Below are 24,593 nucleotides of genomic sequence, written 5' to 3' on the forward strand. Positions count from 1 at the left end.
ATGCGTGGGGGCGAGGTCGTGGAGTTGGGCGACAGCGACAGTGTGTATGAGTCGCCGTCCTCGGAGTACACGCGTCAGTTGCTGGGGGCGGCGCCGGTGTTGGATCCGGACGAGGCTCGGCGCCACCGCGCCGAACGCGTCGAGCGGCGCACGAACATGCGCTGACCGGTGTGCGGGCCGCACGGTCGTGAGGCGGTGCCGGGCCCGGGGACGGCGGCCGTGCCCCCGGGCCCGCCGGGATCAGAACAGGCGCCTGCGGCCGGCCAGGGAGTCGATCCACTGGTGCAGGAATCCCGCCCAGTCGCGGCTGGCGCCCTCCTGGTGGGTGACGGTCACGTGGTGGTAGGAGTCGCTGCCCTCGGAGAAGAGCAGGCCGCGCCTCTTGTCGAGTTCCAGCACCACGTCCATCCCGTGCTGGTCGGCGACGAACGAGAGTTCGAGCGCGTTGAGCCCCTCGTACTGCCTCGCGGCGTGGTACTCGATCTCCTGGTAGAAGGGCAGCGTCTGCCGAGTCCGGAGGATGCGTCCCTGCTCCAGGTCCGCGTGTTTGAACTGGAAGCCGATGGCGGCCAGCGCGTCCAGGAATGCCAGCTGTGACGGCAGCGGCTCGATCGCCACCGGGTCCAGGTCGCCCGGGTCCACGGCTCCGGCCAGGCTCAGACGCGTGTTCACGCCCACGTTCATCGGATACAGCCGGTGCCCTCGGACACTGGTGAGCGGAGCCTCGAAGGGCACGTGGAGCTCGAACGGCACCCGGAAGTTCTGGCCCGGCGCGATCACCGCCTGACCGCCCACGCGAACGCGCTGGAACTCCACGTCGCGCGAGTACTCGTGGTCACCGGACTCGACCTCGACACGGGACTCCAGACCGACGGTGAGTTCGTCGATCCGCTGCTCGACGTCGCCCGCCTGGATGTGCACGGTTCCCCGGATGACGCCGCCGGGATGGGCGGTGGGCGTGTCCAGTGTCGTCTCCACCGAGGCTCCGCCGACACCGAGTCCGGCGAGAATGCGCTTGAAAACCATGGCTGTGCTCTCTAGCCCACTCGGCCGTGGGGCGGCGGTCCGAGGAGCGTGGTTCGACGGCGTTCCACCCCTTGGTACAGACGAGCGGCGGTCGCCCATGGTTCCGCCGGTCAACGCCATCACCTCTCCGGGTGGGCGAGCCCCCGCAGCAGAGCCCGGAGGCCGAACCCGAACCGGGCCTCGCGCTCGGCCGCGTCCGGGGCGTCCTCGTCGTCCTGGTGGCGCACCTCGTGGATCACCGAGCCGATGCAGTAGGAGTACAGGGCGTCGGCGGCGCGCTCCACGCCGGAGCCGCTCAGTCCCGCGTCCTCGAACGCGCCGTGCACGAGGGCGTGGGTGGCTCCCTGCACGGGTGTGCGCGGGGCACGGTGGACCAGGAGGGACAGGGCGCCGGAGTGCTCCAACAGGCGGGCGCGGTAGGTGCGGGCCCAGTCGGTGAGCCGCGCGTCCCAGGGACCGGGGTCCACCGCCTCGGTCGTGTCCGGGCCGCCGTCCTGCTCGCGCTCCTCGGCCGCCGTGTCGGCGAGGGGTGTGCCGGTGGGCGAGGTGACATAGGCGGCGATGGCGTTGAACAGCTGGTCTTTGCCGAGGGGGAAGTGGTGGTAGACCGCCATCGCCTCGACCTCCAGGGCGTCCCCCAGGCGGCGCATGGACAGGCCGCCCAGCCCGCGTCCGCTGATGATGTGCAGCGCCTCGACGATGATGCGCTCCCGGCTGAGTCCGGCGTAGTTCCTGCTCACGGTTGTCCTAGTTGGTGTGTAAGCGGTTCCGGCGGGCCCTGGTGAAGGGGCTGCTGGACTGGTCGAGGACGAGTCGGTTCCGTTCACCTCCGATCTGGCGGTCGCGGCTTGACAACGTGGTCACCCGAGATGTCTTTCTGGGATGTGCACCGACAGCGTGGCGGCGCGGCGCGCGGGTGGCCATCTTCGACGCGCGGAACCGGTCGCGAGATGATCCACGCCACTTTAGAGTGGCGGGTACCGACGGCACGCGTGTACGGAGCTGACACATGGCACTGACCGAGCAGACCAGGACGCAGGCGCGGGAGAGCCTCGAACACGACCGGGAGGAGGCCGCGCGGCTGCCCGAACTCCTGGCGGGGGTCGCCGACGCCGAGACGGCGCTGGCGGAGGCGCACGAGCGGCACGCCTCGGCGACGGAGCTGCGCCATCTCGGGCTGGTCCTGGACGGGGTGCTGACCGAGGCCATGCGCGCCGCCTACGCTCGCGAGCGGGTGCTCGTCGGCGTCCGGGGCTACCGCGACCGCATCTACCGCCGAAAGCGCCTGGCGCGACCCGAGGTCCGGGAGGCGACGCGCGTCGCCGAGCGCCTGCTCACCGCCCGTGAGGACCATCGCCTGCACGGAGTCCAGCGGATCCCGCGCCCGGTCGCCTGAGCGCCCTCCCCGCCGATGAGGGTTGGTCACGCCAGGTGGGTACGTTGGATTCGGCTGACCGGACACGGTCCCCCGCGCGCGCGGGGATGGAGCCTGGTGGGGAGAGCAGAAGGTGATGGCGGAGTTCATCCGCATCGATCCGACGTCGAAGGTACCGCCCTACGAGCAGATTCGGACGATCGTCGCGATCGCGGCGGCCAACGGCGATCTGCCCGTGGGGTACCGGCTGCCCACGGTGCGGGCGCTGGCCGGACAGCTGTCCGTGGCCGTGAACACGGTGGCCCGCGCCTACCGGGAGCTGGAACAGGCCGGTGTCGTCGAGACGCGCGGCCGGTCGGGGACCTATGTTGCCGCCGCGGGTGACGACCAGCGTGCTGAGGCCCTGGCGGCGGCACGCGCCTACGCCGAGGTGATCTCGCGGGTCGGGCTCGACCACGAGGAGGCGGTCCAGATCCTGCGCGCCGCCCTGGAGGGCTGAGCCGACGCTCGGGCCCGGCCGTCCCGAGTCCCGGCGCCTCGGTCAGCGGCTCAGGCCCCTGGCGACCACGACGTAGAAGATGATCATCCCCGCCCAGAGGAACACTACGGCCTCGCCCCCGACCAGCGTGGCGGCCATGGCGGTCAGCGGGACGCTCAGGCCGAGGATCACCAGGGCCAGGACGAAACGGGCGGTGTTGCCGGACATCCCGCGACGGGAACGGGACACCTCGCCGAGCTGTTCGGCGACGTGGTGGCGCACCCGTTCGTCGATAGTGTGGTCGATCCGGTCCACCAACGACGCGGCCAAGGCGTCGTCGTACTCGGGGCCGAGTTCGCGACCGGCGCGCAGGGCGGCCGCTATCTCGTCCTGCCGTCGTGAGGGAATGTCCGTCATGGCGTCCATCGTCGCATCGCCGCAGCCCGTGTGATCGGGATCGGACGCCGAAATCAGGGAGATCTCCGGGTTCTCCCTGACCGTTCCCGCGCGCCTTGACCGGTGGCTGGCCGACCGCAGGGATCCGGACGGCTGGTCCGGTGACCCCGCGAACGGTCTTCGAGGCGGCCCCGGTCACACGAGTGGGGCCGCTCCCCGGTGAGGGAGCGGCCCTGAGACGGGGCGCCGTGGCCGTTGGGGCGTGTGCCGCGGACACTCACCCTGCTGCGCGACGGGCGGCGTCCATGCACGCGCTCTAGCTGGCGAAGTCCAGCAGCTGCTGTGCGCGGCTCGGGTGACGCAGCTTGGACAGCGACTGCTTCTCCAGTTGGCGGATGCGCTCTCGGGTCAGGCCCAGATGCTTGCCGATCTCGTCCAGCGTGCGGGGCCGGCCGTCCATGAGACCGAACCGCAGGGACATGATCGTCGCCTCGCGCGGCTCCAGGTCGGACAGGGCGTTGCGCAGCTGGTCGGCCATGAGCTGACGGTCGACGACCTCGGAGGCCTCCGAGGCGTCCACGTCCTCGATCAGGTCGCCGATGCGGGTCTCGCCGTCCTCGCCGATGGTCGAGTCCAGGCTGATCGGCTGGCGGGTGACGCGCAGCAGCTCCTCGATCTGGGCCGGGGTCTTGTCCAGCTCCAGCGCCAGCTCCTCCGGCGTGGGCTCGCGGCCCAGCGCCTGGTGCATGTCGCGCTCCAGTCGGCTGACCTTGCTCAGCAGCTCCAGGACGTGCACGGGCAGGCGGATGGTGCGGGCGGAGTCGGCGAAGCCGCGCTGGATGGCCTGGCGGATCCACCACATGGCGTAGGTGGAGAACTTGAAGCCCTTGGTGTAGTCGAACTTCTCCACGGCCCGGATGAGGCCGAGGTTGCCCTCCTGGACCACGTCCAGCAGCGACATCCCCCGGTCGCTGTACTTCTTGGCCACCGACACGACCAGGCGCAGGTTGGCCTCCAGCATGTGGGACTTGGCCTGGCGGCCGTCCTCGGCCACCCACTCCAGTTCCTCGATCTCGGCCTCGGCCATCTTCGCCGAGCCGTCCACCTCACCGTGCAGGCCCAGGCGGTACTCGGCGTACAGTCCGGCCTCCACGCGCTTGGCCAGGTCGACCTCCTGCTCGGCCGTGAGTAGCTGACGGCGGCCGATGGCCTTGAGGTAGGTGTGGACGGAGTCGCCCATGGCGGGCGACTGGTCGTCGAGATCGGCCTCACCGGTCTCCGGATCGGTGGTCGCCTGGGTGGTCTCGGTCTTCTTGGCGCGCCGCGTGGAACGGGTCTTCCTCCGGGGGGAGGGACCCTTGCCCTTGCGGGGCGCGACCTTGCCGGATGCGGCCTTGGGTGCCTCGTCGGTGTCGGGCACCGTCGCGATGAGAGTGTCTTCCAGCACGTCGTCCTCGGCGTCAGGATCGGCCACCGGCGCGGAGTCGTCGCCCCCGTTGGCGAGTCGGACTCCGTTCTCGGTGAGTTCACGCAGGATGGAGCGGCCGTCGGGAGCGGAGACCCCGGCCGCGGAGAAAGCGGTACGCAGTTCGGAGAGGGACACGTGTCCCTGAGCGCGTCCGCGGGTGATCAGGTCGGACAGAGCCGCCTGGGCGGCGGGCTCCTGGTGCGGAGCGGTGCCTGCGTGGACCTCGTCGGCGGGGGCCGAAGCGGCTGAGGCAGTGCTCGTCATCTGGGCACCTCCCTCCCTTCCATGACGTGTGGCACGTGGCGGAGGGTTCCCGCCGACTGGACGCGCCAATATGTCCAACGTGTCGGGGAGTCAAATGTTCCCTGTCTCGATTGGATATCGGAGGGAGTGGCATGGATCACGGTGTGATCGGTGGCCATGCGTGTCAGCGAACGGGTAAGAGGGCCCGCCTCCGGCCCGGATTGACAGGGACCCCACGGGTCGGGCACGGGGGAGGGCGCAGGGCCGGGAACGAGTGGACCGATGGCTCTCGCCAACTGCGGACCTCCTTGCGAAAGAGGGGCCGGGGGACCGGATACACAGGTAGACGTTGGGACACGTCCGGAAGTTCCCCGACCTGTCCTGACACGGCGCGTGGGGTGCGCGCGGGCCCGGAGGGCGTGGTCCGACCGTGTTCCCAGGTCCCACCTGGTGCGGGTGTCGTCGCCCTGGGCTGGGGCACCCGCTGAGGTCAGGGTCCCATGTGTTCGGAGTGACCCGGTAACGCCGGTTCGGTGGGGCGCGGGCGGCCCCGCGTGTTCAGGCGACAGGGGAGCGCAGCGCCACCAGGTCCGGCTTGCCCGACGCCAGTACCGGCAGGGCGTCGCGCACCTCCAGTTCACGCGGCGCCGCGTAGGCGGGCAGGCGCTCGCGCACCCAGGCGCGCAACTCCCGCAGCGTCGGCGGGTCGGCCGGGTCGGCGGGGACCACGACCGCGCACACGCGCTGCCCCCACTCCGGGTCGGGGCGGCCCACGACCACCGACTCGGCCACCGCGGGGTGCGCCAGGAGCAGGTCGTTGACCTGTGCGGGCACCACCTTGTGGCCGCCGGTGTTGACCACCTCGTCCGCCCGGCCCAGCACGCTCAAACGCCCGCGCCCGTCGACGCGCCCCAGGTCGTTGGTGCGCAGCCACCGGCGGCCGCCCGAGTCGGTGACCAGAGCGCCGGGACCGGGCGCCACGCCCGGGGCGAGCCGATAGGCGGTGAGCAGCATCGGGCCCGACAGCAGGATCCGTCCGGGCGCGCCGGGACTGTCGCCGTCCACGCGCACGCGCGCCCCGTTCAGGGCCACACCGTCGTACACGCAGCCGCCGCAGGTCTCGGTCATGCCGTAGGTGGTGACCACGCGGCCCCCGGCGTCGCGGGCCGCGGTGAGCAGCGCTGGCTCGGCGGCTGCCCCGCCCAGCAGGATGGTGCCGAACACGGACAGGTCCGTCCCGGCGGCCAGGAGCCGGCGCAGCTGTGTCGGGACCAGGGACACGTGTGGGCGCAGGCGGGAGGCCAGGTCGGTCACGGTGCCGATGTCGAACGGGGCGTGCACGGCCTCGCTGCCGGTGGCCAGAGCCCGCAGGATGACCTGTAGGCCGGAGACGTGGCCGGCGGGCAGGACGCACAACCACGCGTCGCCCGGCGCCGCGCCGACGCGCTCGACCGACGCCCGGGACGAGGCGCGCAGTGCCGCGGCGGACAGCTCCACTCCCTTGGGCGGTCCGGTCGATCCGGAGGTGGTCACGACCAGCGCGGTGTCGGCGTGGACCGGCGGTCCGCCGCCGAGGTCGGCGACGCCGTCGGGGGTCAGCAGGGACGAGGGGCGCATCGCGGCCAGGAGCTCACCCACGCGGGCCTCGGGCGTGCCGTCGGGGACGGGCAGCAGGGCGGGGCCGTCCCCCTCCAGGGCACGCGCCACCAGGTCTCCCAGGCGCCCGGGGTCCAGGCCCCTGACGGCGCGGAGCGGGCGGCCGTCCCCGGACGCGTTCGTCGGTCCGGGGAATATTCCTGGCGTCTGGTCTACCACGCGGGACAGCCTACGCCCGAGTAGCCTCCCGGAGTCCCAACGGGGCCGGGAACGCAGGGGTGTGCCCCCAGGTCCCCGCTCGCCTGGCACAATGCGTAGGGTCGACGCGTGGACGCGGCCCCCCGTGTCCACACCGTTCCCCGTGTCCCCGTGAGGAGAAGCAGAAGCCGTGAGCAGCGTGATCGACTGGCAGCGGTCGGGCGAGTATTCCGACATCATCTACGAGACCGCGGAGGGCATCGCCAAGATCACGATCAACCGCCCTGAGGTCCACAACGCCTTCCGCCCGCAGACGCTGTTCGAACTCCAGGACGCGTTCAACGTCGCCCGGGACGACTCCGAGGTCGGTGTGATCATCTTCACCGGCGCCGGTGACCAGGCGTTCTGCTCCGGGGGCGACCAGAAGATCCGCGGCGACGACGGATACATGGGCGACGACGCCGTGGCCCAGCAGGGCATCGGCCGCCTCAACGTGCTCGACCTCCAGGTCCAGATCCGCCGCCTGCCCAAGCCGGTGATCTGCATGGTCGCCGGGTGGTCCATCGGCGGCGGCAACGTCCTCCAGGTCTGCTGCGACCTCACCATCGCCGCCGACAACGCCAGGTTCGGGCAGACCGGCCCCCAGGTCGGCTCCTTCGACGGCGGGTACGGCTCCTGGCTGCTGGCCGAGACCGTCGGTCTGAAGAAGGCACGCGAGATCTGGTACCTGTGCCGCCAGTACAGCGCCCAGGAGGCCCTGGACATGGGCATGGTCAACACCGTCGTGCCGCTGGCGGATCTGGAGAAGGAGACCGTCCGGTGGGCGCGTGAGATGCTCACCAAGTCGCCGCTGGCCCTGCGCATGGTCAAGGGTGCGATCAACGCGGTCAGCGACGGCGCCGCGGGCATGCAGCAGTTCGCCGGGGACGCGACGATGCTCTACTACATGAGCGAGGAGGCCCAGGAGGGCCGGGACGCGTTCAAGGCCAAGCGCCGTCCGGAGTTCGACAAGTTCCCGCGCCGCCCGTGACCGCCGACCCCGGCTCCGGGCCGGTGGACGGCCCCGCCGGAGGGCGCTCGTTCGCGATCGGCCTGCGTCACCGTTTCCGCGGCATCACCGTGCGCGAGGGCATGCTCGTCCGCGGACCGGCCGGGTGGGGTGAGTTCTCGCCCTTCGCCGAGTACGGGCCGCGCGAGTGCTCGCGCTGGTGGGCGGCCTGCCACGAGGCCGCCCACCGGGGCTGGCCCGCGCCGGTGCGCGACCGCGTGCCGGTCAACGTGACCGTGCCCGCCGTGGACCCCGAGCGGGCCGCCGCGATCGTCCGCGCCGGGGGCTGCGCCACCGCCAAGGTCAAGGTGGCCGAGCGCGGTCAGGAACCGGGCCAGGACATCGCCCGCGTCGAGGCCGTGCGCGACGCCGTCGGCCCCTCGGGGCGCGTGCGCGTGGACGCCAACGGCGCCTGGGACGTCGACACGGCCGTGCGCATGGTCCGGGAACTGGACCGGTTCGGTCTGGAGTACGTCGAGCAGCCGTGCGCGACCCTGGACGACCTCGGCCGGGTGCGACGTCGGGTCGCCGTCCCGGTCGCCGCGGACGAGTCGGTGCGCAGGGCCGAGGACCCGATGCGCGTCCGCGCGGCCGGGGCCGCCGATATCGTCGTGCTCAAGGTGCAGCCGCTCGGCGGCGTACGCGCGGCCCTGCGCGTCGCCGAGGCGTGCGGTCTGCCGGTGGTGGTCTCCAGCGCCGTCGAGACCTCCGTCGGCCTGGCCGCCGGGGTGGCGTTGGCGGCGGCGCTGCCGGAGCTGCCGTACGCGTGCGGGCTGGCGACCGCGCAGATGCTGACGGACGACGTCACCGCCGACCCGCTGCTGCCCGAGGGCGGGTACCTGCCGGTGCGCGCGGTGCCGGTGGACGAGGAGCGCCTGCGCGCGGTCGAGACCGATCCGTCGGTCTGGCGTTCCCGTGCCGAGGCCGCCCGCACGGCGGGAGGCTCGGCCGGACCCTGACCGCGTCCCGGAGGGGCGGGGCGCAGATCACAACCGTGACCTGCCGCCGTACCCTCGTGAACGGGGTTCACTGGACAGACGGGGTCCCCCCGGACCCGCACGAGTCAGGAGCCAGGCAGGAGGTGACCGACGTGGCGACGTCCGGTCGCGCCGCCCGGCCCCCGGCCCGCGCCGTCGCACACCTCGACGCCGCCGCCCACGGCACCGACCAGGGCACCGACGACCGGTACTCCCGCATTCGCGAGCGGGCTGACGGCCACCGTGACACCACCCGCAAGGAGGCAGGGGCGTCCCTCCCGGACCGACCAGTCCAGGGAACCGGCCCCGAGAACCCGATGAATCCGTCTACCGCCCTGGCCCGGGTCCTCGTCGACGAGCTGGCCCGGTGCGGCCTGGAGGAGGCGGTGGTCGCGCCGGGGTCGCGCTCGACGCCGCTCGCGCTCGCCCTGGTCGCCCACCCCGACGTCCGCGTCCACGTGCGGGTCGACGAACGCTCGGCGTCCTTCCTCGCGCTCGGTCTGGCGCGGGCCTCCCGGCTTCCGGTGGCGGTGGTGTGCACCTCGGGGACGGCGGCCGCGAACTTCCACCCGGCGGTCATGGAGGCGGACGAGAGCGGGGTGCCGCTGTTGGTGCTCACCGCCGACCGGCCGCCCGAGCTGCGGGGCACGGGAGCCAACCAGACGGTGGACCAGATCGGCCTGTACGGCGGCGCCGTGCGCATGTTCGCTGAGGTGGGCACCCCCGACCCGGTTCCGGGCATGGTGCCGTACTGGCGGTCGTTGGTCTGTCGCGCGTGGAGCTCCGCCGTCCACCGCCGCCCCGGCCCCGTCCATCTCAACGTCGCCTTCCGCGACCCGCTGACCCCCGACGGCCCCTCGGCCGTGGCGTGGACGGCGCCGCTGGAGGGCCGGGTCGGCGACCGTCCGTGGATCGACCGGCCCGGCCCGTCGGCCGAGCCCGCCCCGTACGTGCTGCCCGATGTCGAGCGGGGCGTGATCGTGTGCGGCGACGGCGACTACGACCCGGTGCCGTTCCTGGCCCTGTCCGAGTCGACCGGGTGGCCGCTGCTGGCCGAGCCCACCTCCACGCCCGCCGGACCGGTGCGCTGTCCACCCACCGCCAGCTGTTGGCCTCGCCGCGCTTTTGCGCCGAGCACGCGCCGGAGCTGGTGGTCAGCGTCGGTCGCCCGAACCTGTCCCGGCAGGTCCTGGCCTACCTGCGGCGTGCGCCCCGGCACGTCGTGGTGACCGCGTCCGCCGTCGGCGATCCCGCGGCCGGGCTGGCCAACGCGTTCTCCGACCCGGCCCGCACCGCCACCGACGTCGTCGCCGACGTCGCACCCCCGGCCGGGGTGTCGTGGGACGAGCCCGCGAACTCCGACTGGACGCGCTCGTGGTGGCGGGCGGAGCAGGCGGCCCGCGTCGCCCTGGACCGGGTGCTGGACGCAGACGAGATGCTCAGTGAGCCGCGCCTGGCCCGTGACCTGGCCTCGCAACTGTCCGCGGGGTCGCTGCTGTTCGCGGGGGCGAGCATGCCCATCCGCGACCTGGACGCGACGATGCGCGCCCGCTGCGGGCTGCGGCTCGTCGGTAACCGGGGGGTGAGCGGGATCGACGGGACCGTCTCCACGGCCGTCGGCGCTGCGCTCGCGCACCAGCACGACGGCGGCGGCCGGGCCTACGCCCTGTTGGGCGACCTGGCGATGCTGCACGACCAGAACGGTCTGATCATCGGGCCGGGGGAACCGCGCCCGGACCTGGCCGTGGTGGTGGTCAACAACGACGGCGGGGGGATCTTCTCCGGCCTCGAACAGGCCGGGCACCCGGATTTCGAGCGGGTCTTCGGGACGCCGCACGGGGTGTCGATGGAGCGTGTGGCGGCTGTGGCCGACCTGCCGTACACGCGCCTGGAGTGGGCGGCCGACCTGCCCAAGGCGCTCATGGGCGAGGGGCTGCGCGTGGTCGAGGTACGCACCGGGCGGTCCGACAGCGCCGCGCTGCGCCGCAGGATGCAGACGGTGGTCGACGAGGCGGTCGACGCGCTGGTGTGAGGGGTCGTCCCAGGGTTGGGCGCGGGTCGCGGAGGGAAGGACGCCCAACAAGGGACCGGCGAGAGACCTGATCCCCGGGGGGCGTGCGTGGCAGGGCCGATCACGATGAACTACGTGCTGCACATGACCGAACTGGCCCGTTGGCGCGGCGGTGAGGGCGATCTGGAGCCGGACAGCCTGCACACCCACGGGTACGTCCACGCCTCGCCCAACGAGCACGCCATGCTGGCGGTGGCCAACTCCCTGCACCGGTCCGCGACCGAGCCCTTCTGCGTCCTGGTGGTCGACACCGCGCGCCTGTCCTGCGAGGTGCGCTGGGAGGACCCCTGCACCCACATCGCGTTGGACGAGCGGTTCGGCGCGGCCCTGGCCGATGACCTCCTCTTCCCCCACATCTACGGAGCCATCCCGCGTGAGGCCGTCGTGGGCGTGCGTTACCTGCGACGCGAACCTCCGGGGGTGTCACGCCGTCGACCAACGCGGATCGACGGCCGAGGCGCTCGACCTGTTCCCGCATCCCGAGGGCGGATGGTTCCGTGCCACGTGGCGCAGCGGGGTGTACGTGCGGCCGGAGGGCTATGACGCCGAGCGCGAGACCGCGTCGGCGCTGCAGTACCTGCTGTGCCCGGGGGAGCGCTGCCGCTGGCACCGACTGCGGTCGGCGCAGATGTGGTCCTTCTGCCGTGGCGGGCCGACCCGGGTCGAGTTGGGCGGGACCGGGCCCCAACCCGAGGCGGGCGAGGGGTACACGTTGGGGCCGTACGTGGAGGCCGGGCAGTCGCTCCAGGTGCTGGTGCCCGCCGGGACCTGGCAGACCGCGCGCACGCTCACGGCGGAGGAGACCCTGGCGACGTGCTTCACCTCGCCCGCGTTCGAGTTCGAGGACCTGGAGGTCGCCGACGCGGGCGGGAGTCTGCGGTTCCCGCTCTTCGACGTCCGGCCCTGAACCGGGGCGGGCCGTCCGCCGAGGCGCTCAGCCGCCGGACCACCGGTGGCGGGCCAGGCGCAGGACTGCGGCGCCCACGGCGTAGGAGCCCAACACGGCCAGGGTGAACGCGTCCACCTGGCGAACTCCGGTCAGGGCGATCCCGGCGAGTCCGGCCACCATCGCGACCAGGGCGAACACCAGCAGGGAGCGCCAGGCCGCGGTTCCGATCGGCGACGCGGTCCGGATCCGCCATCCGGAGCTGGAGGGGGCGGTGCGTGCCTCGACGCCGCCGAAGGCGACCACGAGGACCGCCAGCACCAGGCGACCGAGACCAGCCACGGCACCCGTTGCAGCAACCACGCGGCCGAGTCCACGGGCCGCTGCGCCAGCAGGCCGGTGCCGTACAGGGCCGCGCCGGTGATGACCGCGGCGCTCATGTGCCACAGGAACACGGTCAGCACCACCGAGTTCACCGCCACGACCGCGGTCCAGGGCCGGGGACGCCGCAGCAGCCGCCGCGCCGGACGCGCGAGCCACAGTACGACCGCGGTCTGGGTCAGACCGAGGACCAGCAGCGCGAACGTCGGCGGTGAGGTGTTGCCGAACTCCTGACCCGGGACGGTCACCATGCTGATCGGGTAGGGGCCCAGCACGGTCAGTCCGAGCAGCAGCGCGCACCCGCTCAGCGCGGCCATGGCCGTGACGAGGGGGCGCGGACGGGCCAGGCGGTCCCGCCACAGGTACCCGAGCTGGTGCATGGTGAGCCAGACCAGCAGGTAGTTGGCGGCGCCGACGATCGGGACCCCGAAGCCCAGCCGCGCGGCGTCCAGGACCAGGACGATCCCGACGAGCACCAGCGGCACCGCCGCCCCCCACCGGCGGTGCAGCCCGTGCGTCACAGGGGCGAGGACGACGACGCACAGGTAGACGGCCAGGAACCACAGGGGGATGGCGGCGGCCCAGACCGCCAGGCCGACGGCCTCGGGCGGAACGTCCAGCAGCAGCGCCCCGAACGCGACCGCCCACACGGCGGCGAGGAACGCCGAGGTGGGACGGAGCAGGCGGTCGGTGCGCCCCAGCACCCAGCCGAGCGCGTCCCCGCCCCTGTCCCGGTGCGAGATCAGCGACGCCGCGTTGGCGTACCCGCCGACCAGGAAGAACACCGGCATGACCTGGAACAGCCAGGTCAGCGGTTGGCTCCAGGCGAGCTCGCCCAGGGCGTTGCGCCCGGAGATCCCGTCGTCGTTGGTCACCACCACGGCCAGCCAGTGGCCCAGGACCACCAGCACGATGGCCAGGGCGCGCAACAGGTCCACGTAGCGGTTGCGGCGCTCCGGGGTCGATCGCGCGGTCTGGCGTATCCGGCGCAGGACCGCTGGTGTTCTGGGACACCACGTGTGGGGCATGGGACGCGACCACCGATCCGGATCCGACTGCTTGCCAGTGTGTGGGTTCACCTATCCGGAGGGCGGACTCTGACACGGACCGAGGGAGACCTTGACCGCCTCCATACCTTGGGCGCGGGTCGACCCCGGCCGCGGCGGGGCGGCGGCCACTTTCGGCCACACCCGTTCCGGTCGCGTATGCATCACGGCAGGTGAGGGCGGATGTTCTCCGTTTCCCCGGGCGTGAGCGGGTCGTCGTGTGGCTCACGTCACATGCCGGTGGAACTCACTTTCCCCTCCGCCGTGCATGCGTTCCGAACTGCGACGACGGCGAATCCACCCGCCTTCTTCCGCGCTGTCCGGTGTCGGTGCCCGTACGGATAATCCCTACGAACCCCGAAACGACGGTTTCACCCCCCTGTTGCCCGACGGGAGTCGATGGATGAAGTTCGAGTTGGTGGATCCTCCCGAGGACGCGGCCTCCGGCGCCTGCGATCCGGAGGCCGCCCGTTCCCTCACCGGACGTCGGAGCGGCATCGGACCGAGCGCAATCCCCCATGTCGGTCCGATCGAGGGCGATCTCGGCCGGGTGCGCCTGAACCGCGCCGTCGAACAGGCGCGTGCCGTGGTCGAGGATCTGCGTGCGCGCGCCGCCGAACAGAGCATGGCCGAGACCGGGACGAACGGCACGAACACACCCGACCCCGGCGACGATGTCCAGCCTCTCCTCTTCCGTGCGCGAAGCGGGAGGAAGGCATCGGAAACGGAGGCGCGAACCGGCGGTGTCGTCACCCCCGAGGAGCGTGACCGATGAGCCAGTGGAATCTCTATGTGCCCGGGGTGTCGACGGTTCTGACCAATGTCAGCGCTGAGTTGGGTGTCGACGAAGCGGGCGGCGGACTGTCCGACTGCGTCGACCGGACGTCGCGAAAGATCGACGACGCGCTGGAGGCGGCGGGGAGCGGCCCCGTCGAGTCGGAACTGCTGCGCTTCACCGGCGCGTACAACGGCGCGGCCGGGGAGATGCTGCTGCGCGGGCTGTCGTGCGTGGTGGGCGCCGGTGAGGCGACCCGCGCGTACATGGACGGCAACGAGGAGATGGCCCTGGAGGCGCAGAACAACGCGGGGACCATGGAGAACCTTGATCTCGGCGGGGACGGGTCCGGAGGTCCGCATTGAGCGGCTTCTCGTTGACCGAGGCCCAGGCGGGCGTCGACGGCAACATGTTCCGCCTCATCGACCCCGCGGAGATACCCACCCCAGCGGGTGACGCGGGGGCCCTGGAACAGGCCGCGGCGGACCTCCGGTCGGGCGGTGAGGAGATCCTGGAGCTCGCCGAGGGCGCCGAATCGACGTGGATGGGGTTGTCCGCGCACTACGAGGCTCCCGAGTCCGGAGAGCTTCTGGCGGCGATGGGACCGACCGTGGAGAAGGCCGAGGGCGTCGAGTCCGACCTGAGCACGGTCGCCGGAGCTCTGGACGACTTCGCCTCGGCGATCCGCACCGCGAAGAGCTCGCTGAACGCGCTACGGGCCCATGCCGAGGAGCTGCGATCGGAGGTCGACGCCGACTCCGCGATCTGGTGGTTGAAGAAGCCCTCGGCCGTCATCGAGAACAAGGACCTCAAGGACGCGGTCAACCGTGCCTGGCAGGCCTACAACGACGCCGAGACCGACTGCGCCAACGCGATCTCCGCCCTGTGCGGCGCCCGACCTACGTCGCGCCCGACGAGTACACCGGTGGGCTGAACGAGATCCCCTACGGGCTGCCCACCGAGGCCGGGGCCGAGAGCACAGGTGCCACCGACTTCGTGGGCCGGTACCTGGGTGATTCGTACGAGTGGGCGCGCGACGCCGACGACGGTCCCTGGCCGCTGGACTGGGTGCTGGGGTACGGCCTGGGGTCGTTGGAGACCATCTACGTCGACGTCGGGTGGCAGACGGGTGTCGCCATCGTCTCCCTCGCCGGTGTGTGGGGCCCGAACACCGGGTGGACCCTCAAACCGAACGAGATCCTCCGGAACAAGCTGGAGTTCGGCGAGGGGGCGATCGAGGGAATCGCCGGTCTCGTCGGGTTGCACGGCGAGGACGGGTGGTTGATCAACCCGTTCGGCGACGAGCCCTACTGGGGCTACGACGGGGACACGCAGGCCGCCAACGCCGGAGCGGCGTGGGCGGAGCAGCGCGAGGTGTTCTTCGCGTGGTCCGAGTGGGGCGAGAACAACGAGTACGCGGCCGGGGTCTCGAGCACGAACATCGCGATGCTGCCCGTGTCCGGGACACTGCGTGCGGTGCGCACACTGCTCGACGGTGGGCGGCGCGACGGAGCTGACGGGCCGGACGGTCAGCCGGAGGATTTCGACACGGATGCCGACGGGTTTGTGTCGCTGGATCTGGACGGGGCTTCCAGCGGGCGGTTCGAGTCCGTTGACGAGCTGCTGGAGAATCTGGACGGGGACCCGACGCCCGGCGGGCGGTCCGAGGATCTCGTCCCCGACCTGGACACGGGTTCCGTCGGGGGACCGGGGCCGAGGGTTCCGACACCGACTCCCGAGCCCGACCCCACTCCGAACCCCCGCCCGTCCGTGGAGGAACCACGCCAGGACGGCCCCCGGCCGGACAGAGAACCCGAACCGCAGCGAGACGGCGATACGTCGAACGAGGCCGCCCGCGAAACTGAAGATCCTGACTCGCCTCTGACCTTGGACAGGAATCCCGAACGCGACGACGCGGACGAGTCTCGCGCCGAGGACCGGGTGGAACCGGAAACCGTTCGCCCGCGCGAGGAATCTGCGGATCCGGAACCCTCTCCTGACAGTGGTGGCGATGGCGGAGGTGACCAACCGCCCGGTGACCGTACCGGAACCGGCGGAGACGGTGACCGTGGCTCCGACGACCTCCGTGAGTCTGATACCGAGCTGGCCCATGACTCCGACGGAACCGACGGCGATATTCAGTCCTCTCAGAGCCATGACTATGAAAACTTCCCTCTGATTCAGGAGATTGCCGAAGGGAAGCCTGGGGGGAATAGGTTCGTGGCGGATCTGAGTCATGTTACTGGATCTACCGCCGCTTCACGGAATCGGGCCATTGCTGCGATTATTTCTGAAGATTTTCAGGACCTTCGGTTCACCCATAAACCTGTTTACAGTCCCTGGGTTAGTAGTGGGATTGCCCAAAAGGGAGGTGGGACGCATGTCGGTGCGGAATCGTTCGTGAGCAGAGCGGAGCTTCGTGATAGTCTCGTGCATGAGGAGCTGCATCACCGGTGGTTTTCACGTGAGATTAACTCGAGGCACCATCGCGAGACGGATCTGGTCGGTCGGCGCGGTTCTATGAGATTGTCCGTAGGTATCAAGCTATGCGGGGGTGGCGGTGAGCGAGCAGGCTGTTCGTTTGTCTGATGTGTGTAAGGAGTGTGGCAATGCCAGAGAAGGTTGGGTGGTGCAGTTAGTTAAAGACAGGAAGCTTCGATGGGAAGTGGAGTGGGAGTGTGTAAATTGCGGAGTCTCGCACCACTGGGCGTGGGGTTCGGCTCCTGCTGATGTGCGCGATTTGCTTATTAAGCAGCATGGTGTGGAATGCCTGACGATCGTGGATTCCCATCGACGCAAGGGTGTAGTTCTCAAGGTTTTCAGGGAAGCGTTTGACGCATCTATTGGTGAGGCTAAAGACTTCAGTCGGAAGGTGACTGGGTGTGGGTACGAGGGGACGCATGTTGAGGTGGATCTTCTGTCAAAGCTTCTTCGTGAGAGAGGTGTGAAGAGTCAGGTAGCGCCTGGTTCGTGTGGGTGAACTTTGATTCTTGGGCCGTGGGAGCTGTTTTGAAAATCTTGGCTTCGACCTGTGCGCGGTCACGCGAACCACGGCGAACCACTGGTTCAGGTCTGGGCCGAGACATGTCTGTGGCTCGCATCCTTCAGGTGATTCTGGGAAAATTTGGGTGATTGAAATATGCGATCGCGATCCGGATCCTGCTCACGCTATGTCTCGGGGGGATGCCTGGGAAGATCTGCAATTGAAATGGGTGGGTTCGAGGCCAAGATATGATGGGATCACTGATGGTGCACTGGTCTACGTTCCGGTGCGCAAGAGCGATGTCGTGATTGGATATCTTTGGGCGTCGGAAGACGGGAAAGCCGCGAACTTTCTGAACATCGAGTCGGTTGGGGTAGAGAGTATCAATGCCAAAGGTGCTTGGATACGCCGTCTCCTTGAGGCGAAAGAGCGTGGACTGACTTCTGTCCAAGCTCTTGAGGCGTGGATTGGCTCGCCTGAAGACGAGCGAGCAGGTTGTATCCCGGAAGATGCGTCACGGGTACGACTCGGCGGTCTTCAGGAACTCATGGACATCGCGAACGCCTGACGGATCAGGTGCGACCGACCATCGCTAGGTGGCCAAGTTGGGCGTGCATCAGCTTCAGCGCACGCGTCGGGGACTCGGCCGTGCCGAGAACCGGATACCACACGGAGCGACCGGCCCCCTCACCGATGACGGTGCCCCGAATCGGCCCGGCCTGGACACGCCGCAGCCCGATGCGTTCCACACGGGCGGGGCCGACCGCCACACCGACCGGAACCGCCAGACCCGCCCAACGCGGCTCGTAGGTCAGATCGCTCCGACCCCGAAAACGCCGAACCTGGAGCCCCTCCAACAGACCCTCGGCGGCCAGCGCCTCGACCGCCTCGGGAAGGGCGTCGAACGGCACGTCATCCTCGTCCTCGAAGCCGATCGCCATCGACACCTGCTCTCCCACCCGTTCGCCCCCGGTGGTCTCCACGCGCAACGTTCCGCCGAACGGGTGGCCGACGCCGTGCGGCCCGGTGAAGTGCACGAGCGAGCGCCGGGGCGACCGGTCGCGCACGAACGCGGTCAGCCGCTCCCGATCCCACACGGCGAGGGTCGGTTCGTGGGGACCCCATCCCGTTGGAGCCGGTCCGGCGAGGCGTTCGGTCAGGATCTCGACCGCTCGGCCGAGGCGGGATTCGGCTTCGCTCGGGTGCAGCACCGCTAGATCCAGGATGAGCTGCGTGTCCATCGGGTCAGGGTCAAGGAACCCGGGGTGGGCGTCGGGGCGGTCGGCGTCCTCCTCTCCGGGCTTGTGACCCCTCGGCCCGTGTCGCGCCTCGTCCAGCGCGCCCTTCGGGTCGCTCAGATCCGCCCGTTCCGGAACGAATCCGTACTCGTCGTCCCAGCGCAGGGCCAGACCGGTGAGGCCGTCGAAGTGCGTGCCGTCCTCGCCGCGGACCACCCAGCGGCCGAGCGGTCCGGCGAGGAAGGTCCGCAGCGCGTAGGTCAGCCGGGAGGTCGGCGGGGTGAGAACCTGGACCACGTGCTCCCCGCCGTGCACCCCCACCGCGTCGTTGAGCCACGACGAGAACCCGACCACCTCGCGATCCTGGGCGACGACCACCGCGTGCCGCGCGGTGTGTTCGACGGTCGGGTGCGCGGTCTCCTCCCACAGATCGGCGTCGCCGCTCGATCCGTCCGGGGACGACGTCCACACGAGCCCGCCGAGGCGCAACGCGAGGGCGTCGGCGATCCGGTGCGCGGTCTCGCGGCCCGTCGCGTCGGGACGCGCGCGCAGCTCCACCCACCAGCACGGGTCGGGGAGACCCACCGTCGCCTCGTCTTCGAGCAGTCGTCGGACCTCATCACGTGTTTCGACGCGCTGTCCTGGTTCGATCGTCACCAGGAGGCGTTCGTCCGTATCGCGGACCTGGAGGACTCCGGTGTCGCCGTGGCGGCCGACGAGAAGATCGGGATCGAGGTCGGTCAGGGCGCGGGTGAGCGCGGGAGCGTCGGGCTCCTTGGCCACCAACGCGACGACGTCGTAGCTCAACGGTTCTCCGTCTGGTTGGGGGGTACGAGGCGACGCGGAACGCTGGATTCGTCGCCTCTGGTGGGTGAGCATAGCCAGGTCGTGATTCCGCAGAGGCCGCGCCCATGAGCTGACGGCACGGCGAGCCCGGGGCCGGTTCCGCTTTCGGCCCCGGGTGGTCGGGCCCGATCAGGAGCGCGCTTCGGGGGAGAGGAGCCGGGCGATAGCGGAGGCCGTCTGGAGGGCGGTCGTGCCGGGCACGATCTCGTCGTCGCCGCGCAGACACCATTCGGCGCCGCGGTCCTCGCGCAGGTTGAGTTCGACGGTGAAGCTGGTGTCGGGGTGCCCCACGTCCAGGTGGCCGGGGTCGGAGTCGCAGGTGCGCGCCTCCAGACCGGCGGCGGTCAGGAGAGCGGCCACGGTCTCGACGTGGCGGTCGAACTGGTCATCGGAGAGCAGTTCGGGGTTTCGGTGTCGATGGACGTGTCGACGCCGTCCGCCGCCTTCGGGAGAATGGGGGTCGGGAGTGCGCGGACTTGCGTCATAGGGGTCCCCTCTTCCTGTGAGGCACTGCCCGGAGCGCCAGAGAGGCCCTAAATCTCAGCTGACCGCTCCGGGCAGTGGTCTTCGGGAGCGAGCACGAGGCACCGTCGCACCTCGGTTGCCCTGGGTGAGATCTGCTCACTTGCTGCAATGCTGACTGATGCCCAAGATGGTGTCAAGCAATCTCCCAAATTTGGCATGAGGAGTCTGGATGCCACGCAAGCGCAAGGCCACTCTGCGGGCCCAGTGGCTCGGCAAGCTCCTGAAGGAACTCCGCCAGGAGAACGAGATGACGCTCAAGGAGGTCGGCGAGCACATACGACGTGATTTCAGCACGCTGAGCCGCATCGAGGCGGGGATTCAGCCGATCCCGCAGTCCGAACTGGTTGCGCTGATGGACCTGTACGGGCTGGAGGGGCAGCACCAACGTGACGCGTTGTTGCAACTCGGAGCTGAGCAGACCAAGACCGGCTGGTGGGACAAGTACGCGCGCGAGTCCACGGACTGGTTCATCGACTACGTGTGGCTGGAGAGCCGTGCACGTAGCATCCATGCCTTCGACAGCATCGCTCTCAACGGTCTGCTTCAGACCCCTGAGTACGCAGAGGCATTGATCCGCGCGGTCAACCCCACTGGTTCGGCGACGAGGATCGAACGAGGTGTAGAGCTACGGATGACCCGGCAGGGCATCTTGGAGGGCGACGACTCGACAGAGTTGCACATCGTCATGGACGAAGCGGTGCTTCGGCGTAGCGTCGGGGACAGGTCCGTGATGCGGGCTCAGCTGCGGCATCTGATGGAGCGGGCCGAGGAGCCGAATATTACGGTGCGGGTCATCCCCTTGGCGCACGGCATCCTCGCCAGTCTCAACGGAGGGTTCCGTCTCATCAGAATGGATGACCCGTTTCCCGTCATCGGTTACCTGGAGTGCCCGGCAGGAGGGCTCTACCTCGAATCCGCAGAGGCGGAGCAATTGGAAGCCCGATACGATCGGCTGCGCGCGGCGAGTTTGCCCCCTCATGAGTCTGCTGACCTTGTTGCGTCGATTGAAAGGGAGCTTCGATGAAGCACGAGGAGTCCGCCGTTGGTGACTGGCGGATCAGTAGCTACAGCGCAGATACGGGCGCGAGCTGTGTGGAGGTCGGTTGGCAAATCAGCAGCCACAGCCCGGATGGAGGTCGGAGCTGCGTCGAGGTCGGCTGGCACGAACGTGCTGCCGCCGTCCGCGACTCCACCCAGCGCGAACTCGGCTACCTCCCCTTCGTCACCGACGCGTGGGTCCGCCTGACCTCCGCGCTCAAGGCCGCAGGACCGCAAGCCGGGTGATCCCTGGCCTCCCAGCCCGCCCGCGCCCGGCGCGGACACGCCTCTTTGTCGTACTCGCACGGCACAATGCGGAACATGAACGACAGGCACCACAACATCGATTACGTCGAACTGACCGTCACCGACCTCGACCAGGCCAAACGCTTCTACACCGAGGCCTTCGGCTGGAGCTTCAACGACTACGGACCCGAGTACTCGGGCATCCAGAGCCCCGCGGGCGGGGACGCCCCCGAGATCGGCGGTCTCGCCCTGGGCGAACGGCCCAGCAGGGGCGGGCCGTTCGTCCTGCTCTACTCCGAGGACCTGGACGCCTCCGCCGAGGCCGTGCGCAAGGCGGGCGGCGAGGTCGTCAACGGCCCCTACGGCTTCCCCGGCGGGCGGCGATTCCACTTCACCGACCCCAGCGGAAACGAACTGGGGGTCTGGGCGCAGGAGTGACCCCGGTGTCCCCGCCGCCCCGGGCGGCGGGGACACCGCCCGAGGTCAGCCGCGCTCGAAGTGGCGGCGGCGCTCGAAGTCGGTGACCGACGCCGAGAACGCGGCCAGCTCGGCGCGGGCGGCGGCGGCCTGGTGCCGCACCACGTCCGGGCCGAAGCACGCGCGGGCTATCTCACTGCCCTCCCACGCCAGGACGGCCTCCTCCAGCGAGGTCGCAGTCGGGGCCCGTCCTGGGCGAACGCGTTGCCCACCGTGGGCTCCGGCAGGGGGAGCGCCTGCTCGATCCCGTACAGCCCCGCCGCGACGATCGCCGCCACCGCCAGGTAGGGGTTGGCGTCCCCGCCGGGCACCCGGAACTCGATCCGCGCCGACTCCCCGGAGCCCACCACGCGGACCGGGCACGTCCGGTTGTCCAGCCCCCACGCGATGCTGCTCGGCGCGAACGCGTCCGGCGCCAGCCGCTTGAACGAGTTCATGTTCGGCGCGTACATCAGCGCGAAGTCGCGCATGCACGCCAGCTGCCCGGCCACGAAGTGCTCCATGTGCTTCGACATGCCGTACCGGCCGGTCCCGTCGTCGGCGAAGACCGGCGTCCCGTCCGCGTCGCGCAGCGACAGGTGCACGTGGCAGGAGTTGCCCTCACCGCCGTCGTACTTGGCCATGAACGTCAGCGCCACACCGGCCTGCGCGGCCAGCTGCCGGGCGCCCGCCTTGTACACGACGTGGTTGTCGCAGGTGCGCAGCGCGTCGTCGTAGCGGAACACGATCTCGTACTGCCCCGGGTGGCACTCACCGCGCGCCGACTCCACGGTCATCCCCGTGCGCTCCATCGCCGTGCGGATCCGGCGCATCAGCGGGTCGATCTCGGTGACCTCGGGGACGGCGTAGTCGGAGTTGAACCGCGTCGCCGGGGTCAGGCCCCGGTAGTCGGCCTCGAACGCGCTCTGGTAGTCGTCCCGGAACACCAGGAACTCCAGTTCGGTCCCGGCCAGCGCCCGCCACCCGCGCTCGGCGAGCCGCGCGAGCTGGGTCTGGAGCACCCGGCGGGGCGCGACGGCCACCGGCGCGCCGTCGGCGCCGCGGGCGTCGCCCAGGACGAGCGCCGTCCCCGGGTCCCACGGAAGGTACCGCAGGGTGGACAGGTCCGGCATGATGTCGAAGTCGCCCAGGCCGCCGCCCCACGGGTCCGTCGCGTACCCCGGGCGCGCCTCCATCTCCACGTCCGTGGCCAGCAGGTACAGGCACGCGCCGAACCCGTCCCGGACGATCCGGTCGGTGAAGTCGCGCGGGTTGACCCGGCTGCCCTGCACCCGGCCCTGGAGGTCGGGCAGGGCGACCAGCACGTCGGTGATCGCACCCGAGGCCACGTCCGCGCGCAGCTTCTCCAACGGGACGGGGAAGGGCGGCGGCGGGGGAGACGGCGGCAGCGTCTCGGTCAGCGGCGGCAGGTCGGCGCCGAACCCGGTGGTCACTGCTCCCCCTCCGACGAAGGACCGCGGTGCAGCGGGTTGGGGATCGGCGGCGCGTCGAGGTGGAACTCGGCGTCGCGCTCGGCCCGCTCGTGGTACCCGCCGCCCAGCAGTCGCTCCCGGTTCAGGCACACCCGCTCGAACTCGGGCTGGAGCAGGTCGAAGGCGGCGAACCGCTCGGCCAGCTCGGGGAACTCCTCCTGGTAGCGCAGGATCTCGGCGCGCACCAGCTCCCAGAACCGGTCCTCGGCCACGCCCAGTTGCTCCTCGACCAACGGCGCCAGGTACCGGAAATGCCCGATGAACAGCGACTTGGCGATCGAGGACGTCAGCTCCCGGGCGTCGAAGCGCATGAGCACGCCCAGCGCCGCCCCGGGCAGGTCCGCGTACTCCGGCAGGTCGGTGTCCAGCAGCTTCATGTCGTCCACGAAGTCCTTGACTGCGAGCCGGGTCGGGCGGTCGCGGTCGTCGTAGACCACGATCGCGTTCTCCCCGTGCGGGTTGAACGCCAGTCCGTAGCGGTAGAGCAGGTGCAGGACGGGCGGCAGGATCGCGCCGAACAGCGTGGTCAGCCACTCCTCGGCGGACAGCCCCGAGCGCTCGACCAGCTCGGCGGTCAGCGCGCGCCCGCGCCCGTCAACGCGCAACAGGGCCGCGAGCGTGCGGGCGGTCTCGCCCTGACGCAGGTGTTCGGTGACCGGCTCGCGCCACAGCGCCCCCAGGAGCTGGCGGTGCCGGTAGGGCGCGTCGGGGATGTCCTCCAGCACGCGGTGGCGGACGGCGACGGCGGCCACCTCACCGGGCAGGATGACCTCGCACCGCTCGGACAGGAAGGCGTCCTTGTCGCGGAGCTGGTGCACCCACGCGGTGCTGGCGGGCGCGGCCCGGCACAGCTCGGTGGGGATGCCCCGGTAGACCATCGTGTTGAGGATGGCCAGCGACAGCTTCACGTTGAGCCGGTCGGGACGGGTGAGGTTGGTGAAGGTCCGGATCGACTGCTGGGGCAGGTAGTCGTCGGAGGCGGTGCCCAGCGAGACGATCAGCCCGGCGGCCACCTCGGCGGCGAACAGCGGCACGACGACCTCGTCCCACTGCCAGGGGTGGACGGGCATCCACACGTACTCGTCCACGCGCTCGCCCGTCTGGTCCTCCAGGCGCGCGGTGAACCGCTCCAGGACCTCGGGGTCCAGCTCCTGGGCGCGCAGCTCGGGCTGGGACAGCCCGGGCACGCCGTGGTGCTCGGCCAGCGAGCGGTGGACGGCGATCCACGGCAGGCGCTGGGCCCGGCGCTCCTCCGGCGGGTACAGCGCCCGGTCGCCCGCCGAGAACCCCACCCGGCCCTTGTTGGCGAAGATCCACGGGTGCCCGTCCTGGTGCCCCTCCAGGTGGGCGTGGTCCAGGTCGGCCAGGTCGGCGGCGGTCGCCTCGTCCTCGGCCAGTCGGGTGTCGCAGGAGAGCGTGGACATCAGCTCGCCGACCGTGAACGCCTCCACCGCCGGGTCGACGACCCCGGCCGCGCCCAGGTCGCGCAGCAGACCGAAGGGCGTGGCCGGTGCGCCGCCGCCGGGGACGCGGCGCTCGACGCTGCCGGGCTCGACCCGCCAGGCGTCCATGCTGGTCCGGCGGCCGGTGAACGTGTAGGCGGCGCCCGCACCGGTCTCGGCCCGCCACCGGCCCTCCCCCTCGGGGGTGGGCCGCAGCGCGTACTCGAAGCACAGCTCCGCGACCATCTTGGCGGTCAGGTGCTCGCAGGCGCGGTCCCACCGCTCCTGGGAGAGCTCGGTGGGCACGGGCAGCGGATCGGGCGGGGTGACGGGGGGCCGGGCGGCGTGCGTGTTCATGGTGT

General features: G+C 70.6%; 24 protein-coding genes and 3 pseudogenes. 16 read left to right on the plus strand and 11 right to left on the minus strand.

Annotation, left to right across the window (positions count from 1 at the left end):
* Positions 1-165 (plus strand): annotated as a pseudogene (locus tag BJF83_RS30855) (hypothetical protein); the annotation flags it as partial.
* A gap of 75 nt (positions 166-240) precedes the next feature.
* Here BJF83_RS30855 and BJF83_RS03815 read toward each other — a convergent pair.
* Both BJF83_RS03815 and BJF83_RS03820 read right to left on the minus strand, forming a co-directional pair.
* Complete coding sequence (locus tag BJF83_RS03815; protein ID WP_075925192.1) at positions 241-1,026, minus strand: sporulation protein; 786 nt, start codon at positions 1,024-1,026, stop codon at positions 241-243.
* Between the two features lie 119 nt (positions 1,027-1,145).
* Positions 1,146-1,766 (minus strand): TetR/AcrR family transcriptional regulator, encoded by a 621-nt coding sequence (locus BJF83_RS03820; protein WP_075925193.1) that lies wholly within the window; start codon positions 1,764-1,766, stop codon positions 1,146-1,148.
* Positions 1,767-2,035: 269 nt separating this feature from the next.
* Here BJF83_RS03820 and BJF83_RS03825 point away from each other — a divergent pair, with 269 nt between their 5' ends.
* A complete protein-coding gene (locus BJF83_RS03825; protein WP_075925194.1) occupies positions 2,036-2,422 on the plus strand; it encodes a hypothetical protein in 387 nt (128 codons plus the stop codon).
* A 115-nt stretch (positions 2,423-2,537) separates the two neighbouring features.
* Positions 2,538-2,900 carry a GntR family transcriptional regulator gene (locus BJF83_RS03830; RefSeq protein ID WP_075925195.1) on the plus strand — a complete coding sequence of 121 codons (363 nt, stop codon included), beginning with the start codon at positions 2,538-2,540 and terminating at the stop codon, positions 2,898-2,900.
* A gap of 42 nt (positions 2,901-2,942) precedes the next feature.
* Here BJF83_RS03830 and BJF83_RS03835 read toward each other — a convergent pair whose 3' ends face one another.
* The 3 genes from BJF83_RS03835 to BJF83_RS03845 all read right to left on the minus strand — a co-directional run bounded on the left by BJF83_RS03835 (position 2,943) and on the right by BJF83_RS03845 (position 6,693).
* On the minus strand, positions 2,943-3,305 hold the full coding sequence (locus BJF83_RS03835; RefSeq protein ID WP_075925196.1) for a hypothetical protein: 363 nt from the start codon (positions 3,303-3,305) through the stop codon (positions 2,943-2,945).
* A gap of 286 nt (positions 3,306-3,591) precedes the next feature.
* Entirely contained in the window at positions 3,592-5,007 is a 1,416-nt protein-coding gene (locus BJF83_RS03840) for an RNA polymerase sigma factor (protein ID WP_075925197.1), read from the minus strand.
* Between the two features lie 537 nt (positions 5,008-5,544).
* On the minus strand, positions 5,545-6,693 hold the full coding sequence (locus tag BJF83_RS03845; protein ID WP_394329290.1) for an AMP-binding protein: 1,149 nt from the start codon (positions 6,691-6,693) through the stop codon (positions 5,545-5,547).
* A gap of 277 nt (positions 6,694-6,970) precedes the next feature.
* On the opposite strand from BJF83_RS03845, the gene menB reads away from it, so the two are divergent.
* From menB to BJF83_RS30315, 5 genes and pseudogenes are all read left to right on the plus strand, one after another.
* On the plus strand, positions 6,971-7,810 hold the full coding sequence (menB, locus tag BJF83_RS03850; RefSeq protein WP_075925198.1) for a 1,4-dihydroxy-2-naphthoyl-CoA synthase: 840 nt from the start codon (positions 6,971-6,973) through the stop codon (positions 7,808-7,810).
* Positions 7,807-8,787, plus strand: a complete 981-nt coding sequence (locus tag BJF83_RS03855) for an o-succinylbenzoate synthase (protein WP_075925199.1) — start codon at positions 7,807-7,809, stop codon at positions 8,785-8,787. Before menB ends, BJF83_RS03855 begins: the two co-directional genes overlap by 4 nt.
* 335 nt (positions 8,788-9,122) lie before the next feature.
* Positions 9,123-10,837: pseudogene (gene menD / locus BJF83_RS03860) on the plus strand (2-succinyl-5-enolpyruvyl-6-hydroxy-3-cyclohexene-1-carboxylic-acid synthase).
* An 87-nt stretch (positions 10,838-10,924) separates the two neighbouring features.
* Positions 10,925-11,419: a DUF952 domain-containing protein gene (locus tag BJF83_RS30310; protein WP_316042195.1), complete on the plus strand. Its 495-nt coding sequence runs from the start codon at positions 10,925-10,927 to the stop codon at positions 11,417-11,419.
* Positions 11,343-11,783 (plus strand): cupin domain-containing protein, encoded by a 441-nt coding sequence (locus BJF83_RS30315; protein ID WP_316042198.1) that lies wholly within the window; start codon positions 11,343-11,345, stop codon positions 11,781-11,783. Before BJF83_RS30310 ends, BJF83_RS30315 begins: the two co-directional genes overlap by 77 nt.
* A 27-nt stretch (positions 11,784-11,810) precedes the next feature.
* Here BJF83_RS30315 and BJF83_RS28415 read toward each other — a convergent pair whose 3' ends face one another.
* Positions 11,811-11,945 (minus strand): hypothetical protein, encoded by a 135-nt coding sequence (locus BJF83_RS28415; protein ID WP_262391292.1) that lies wholly within the window; start codon positions 11,943-11,945, stop codon positions 11,811-11,813.
* A complete protein-coding gene (locus tag BJF83_RS03870) occupies positions 11,915-13,171 on the minus strand; it encodes an acyltransferase (RefSeq protein ID WP_262391293.1) in 1,257 nt (418 codons plus the stop codon). Before BJF83_RS03870 ends, BJF83_RS28415 begins: the two co-directional genes overlap by 31 nt.
* A 421-nt stretch (positions 13,172-13,592) precedes the next feature.
* On the opposite strand from BJF83_RS03870, the gene BJF83_RS03875 reads away from it, so the two are divergent.
* From BJF83_RS03875 to BJF83_RS26520, 5 genes are all read left to right on the plus strand, one after another.
* Positions 13,593-13,964, plus strand: a complete 372-nt coding sequence (locus BJF83_RS03875; RefSeq protein WP_075925200.1) for a hypothetical protein — start codon at positions 13,593-13,595, stop codon at positions 13,962-13,964.
* On the plus strand, positions 13,961-14,329 hold the full coding sequence (locus BJF83_RS03880) for a DUF6507 family protein (protein WP_075925201.1): 369 nt from the start codon (positions 13,961-13,963) through the stop codon (positions 14,327-14,329). Before BJF83_RS03875 ends, BJF83_RS03880 begins: the two co-directional genes overlap by 4 nt.
* On the plus strand, positions 14,326-14,898 hold the full coding sequence (locus tag BJF83_RS03885; RefSeq protein ID WP_075925202.1) for a hypothetical protein: 573 nt from the start codon (positions 14,326-14,328) through the stop codon (positions 14,896-14,898). The genes BJF83_RS03880 and BJF83_RS03885 overlap by 4 nt, the downstream gene beginning before the upstream one ends.
* Positions 14,850-16,553 carry a hypothetical protein gene (locus BJF83_RS03890; protein ID WP_075925203.1) on the plus strand — a complete coding sequence of 568 codons (1,704 nt, stop codon included), beginning with the start codon at positions 14,850-14,852 and terminating at the stop codon, positions 16,551-16,553. Before BJF83_RS03885 ends, BJF83_RS03890 begins: the two co-directional genes overlap by 49 nt.
* Before the next feature lie 539 nt (positions 16,554-17,092).
* Positions 17,093-17,515, plus strand: a complete 423-nt coding sequence (locus BJF83_RS26520) for a hypothetical protein (RefSeq protein ID WP_143831776.1) — start codon at positions 17,093-17,095, stop codon at positions 17,513-17,515.
* A 4-nt stretch (positions 17,516-17,519) separates the two neighbouring features.
* Here the strand turns inward: BJF83_RS26520 and BJF83_RS03895 are convergent, their stop codons facing one another.
* Both BJF83_RS03895 and BJF83_RS03900 read right to left on the minus strand, forming a co-directional pair.
* A complete protein-coding gene (locus BJF83_RS03895; protein ID WP_075925204.1) occupies positions 17,520-18,992 on the minus strand; it encodes a DUF6177 family protein in 1,473 nt (490 codons plus the stop codon).
* A gap of 168 nt (positions 18,993-19,160) precedes the next feature.
* A complete protein-coding gene (locus BJF83_RS03900) occupies positions 19,161-19,391 on the minus strand; it encodes a hypothetical protein (RefSeq protein ID WP_075925205.1) in 231 nt (76 codons plus the stop codon).
* A gap of 334 nt (positions 19,392-19,725) precedes the next feature.
* Between BJF83_RS03900 and BJF83_RS03905 the strand changes: the two genes are divergently transcribed.
* The 3 genes from BJF83_RS03905 to BJF83_RS03915 all read left to right on the plus strand — a co-directional run bounded on the left by BJF83_RS03905 (position 19,726) and on the right by BJF83_RS03915 (position 21,278).
* Positions 19,726-20,580 carry a helix-turn-helix transcriptional regulator gene (locus tag BJF83_RS03905; RefSeq protein ID WP_075925206.1) on the plus strand — a complete coding sequence of 285 codons (855 nt, stop codon included), beginning with the start codon at positions 19,726-19,728 and terminating at the stop codon, positions 20,578-20,580.
* A complete protein-coding gene (locus BJF83_RS03910; RefSeq protein ID WP_075925207.1) occupies positions 20,577-20,840 on the plus strand; it encodes a DUF397 domain-containing protein in 264 nt (87 codons plus the stop codon). The genes BJF83_RS03905 and BJF83_RS03910 overlap by 4 nt, the downstream gene beginning before the upstream one ends.
* Before the next feature lie 75 nt (positions 20,841-20,915).
* Positions 20,916-21,278 (plus strand): VOC family protein, encoded by a 363-nt coding sequence (locus BJF83_RS03915; protein ID WP_262391294.1) that lies wholly within the window; start codon positions 20,916-20,918, stop codon positions 21,276-21,278.
* A gap of 45 nt (positions 21,279-21,323) precedes the next feature.
* Here the strand turns inward: BJF83_RS03915 and BJF83_RS03920 are convergent.
* Both BJF83_RS03920 and BJF83_RS03925 read right to left on the minus strand, forming a co-directional pair.
* Positions 21,324-22,750, minus strand: a pseudogene (locus tag BJF83_RS03920) (glutamine synthetase family protein).
* Positions 22,747-24,588, minus strand: coding sequence for an IucA/IucC family siderophore biosynthesis protein (locus BJF83_RS03925; protein ID WP_075925209.1), 1,842 nt, complete (start codon positions 24,586-24,588; stop codon positions 22,747-22,749). Before BJF83_RS03925 ends, BJF83_RS03920 begins: the two are co-directional and overlap by 4 nt.
* Positions 24,589-24,593: the final 5 nt, after the last annotated feature.

Origin of the sequence: Nocardiopsis sp. CNR-923 (assembly GCF_001942255.1) — a bacterium.
Lineage (GTDB): Bacteria > Actinomycetota > Actinomycetes > Streptosporangiales > Streptosporangiaceae > Nocardiopsis.

Excerpts from the sequence above, each read along its gene's own strand:
- BJF83_RS28415 (WP_262391292.1), bottom strand. The coding sequence starts at position 11,945 with ATGGTGGCCGGACTCGCCGGGATCGCCCTGACCGGAGTTCGCCAGGTG.
- BJF83_RS03875 (WP_075925200.1), top strand. The coding sequence starts at position 13,593 with ATGAAGTTCGAGTTGGTGGATCCTCCCGAGGACGCGGCCTCCGGCGCC.
- BJF83_RS03905 (WP_075925206.1), top strand. The coding sequence starts at position 19,726 with ATGCCACGCAAGCGCAAGGCCACTCTGCGGGCCCAGTGGCTCGGCAAG.
- BJF83_RS03815 (WP_075925192.1), bottom strand. The coding sequence starts at position 1,026 with ATGGTTTTCAAGCGCATTCTCGCCGGACTCGGTGTCGGCGGAGCCTCG.
- BJF83_RS03880 (WP_075925201.1), top strand. The coding sequence starts at position 13,961 with ATGAGCCAGTGGAATCTCTATGTGCCCGGGGTGTCGACGGTTCTGACC.
- BJF83_RS03870 (WP_262391293.1), bottom strand. The coding sequence starts at position 13,171 with ATGCCCCACACGTGGTGTCCCAGAACACCAGCGGTCCTGCGCCGGATA.
- BJF83_RS03835 (WP_075925196.1), bottom strand. The coding sequence starts at position 3,305 with ATGGACGCCATGACGGACATTCCCTCACGACGGCAGGACGAGATAGCG.
- BJF83_RS03910 (WP_075925207.1), top strand. The coding sequence starts at position 20,577 with ATGAAGCACGAGGAGTCCGCCGTTGGTGACTGGCGGATCAGTAGCTAC.
- BJF83_RS03840 (WP_075925197.1), bottom strand. The coding sequence starts at position 5,007 with ATGACGAGCACTGCCTCAGCCGCTTCGGCCCCCGCCGACGAGGTCCAC.
- BJF83_RS03915 (WP_262391294.1), top strand. The coding sequence starts at position 20,916 with ATGAACGACAGGCACCACAACATCGATTACGTCGAACTGACCGTCACC.
- BJF83_RS03830 (WP_075925195.1), top strand. The coding sequence starts at position 2,538 with ATGGCGGAGTTCATCCGCATCGATCCGACGTCGAAGGTACCGCCCTAC.
- BJF83_RS03825 (WP_075925194.1), top strand. The coding sequence starts at position 2,036 with ATGGCACTGACCGAGCAGACCAGGACGCAGGCGCGGGAGAGCCTCGAA.
- BJF83_RS03925 (WP_075925209.1), bottom strand. The coding sequence starts at position 24,588 with ATGAACACGCACGCCGCCCGGCCCCCCGTCACCCCGCCCGATCCGCTG.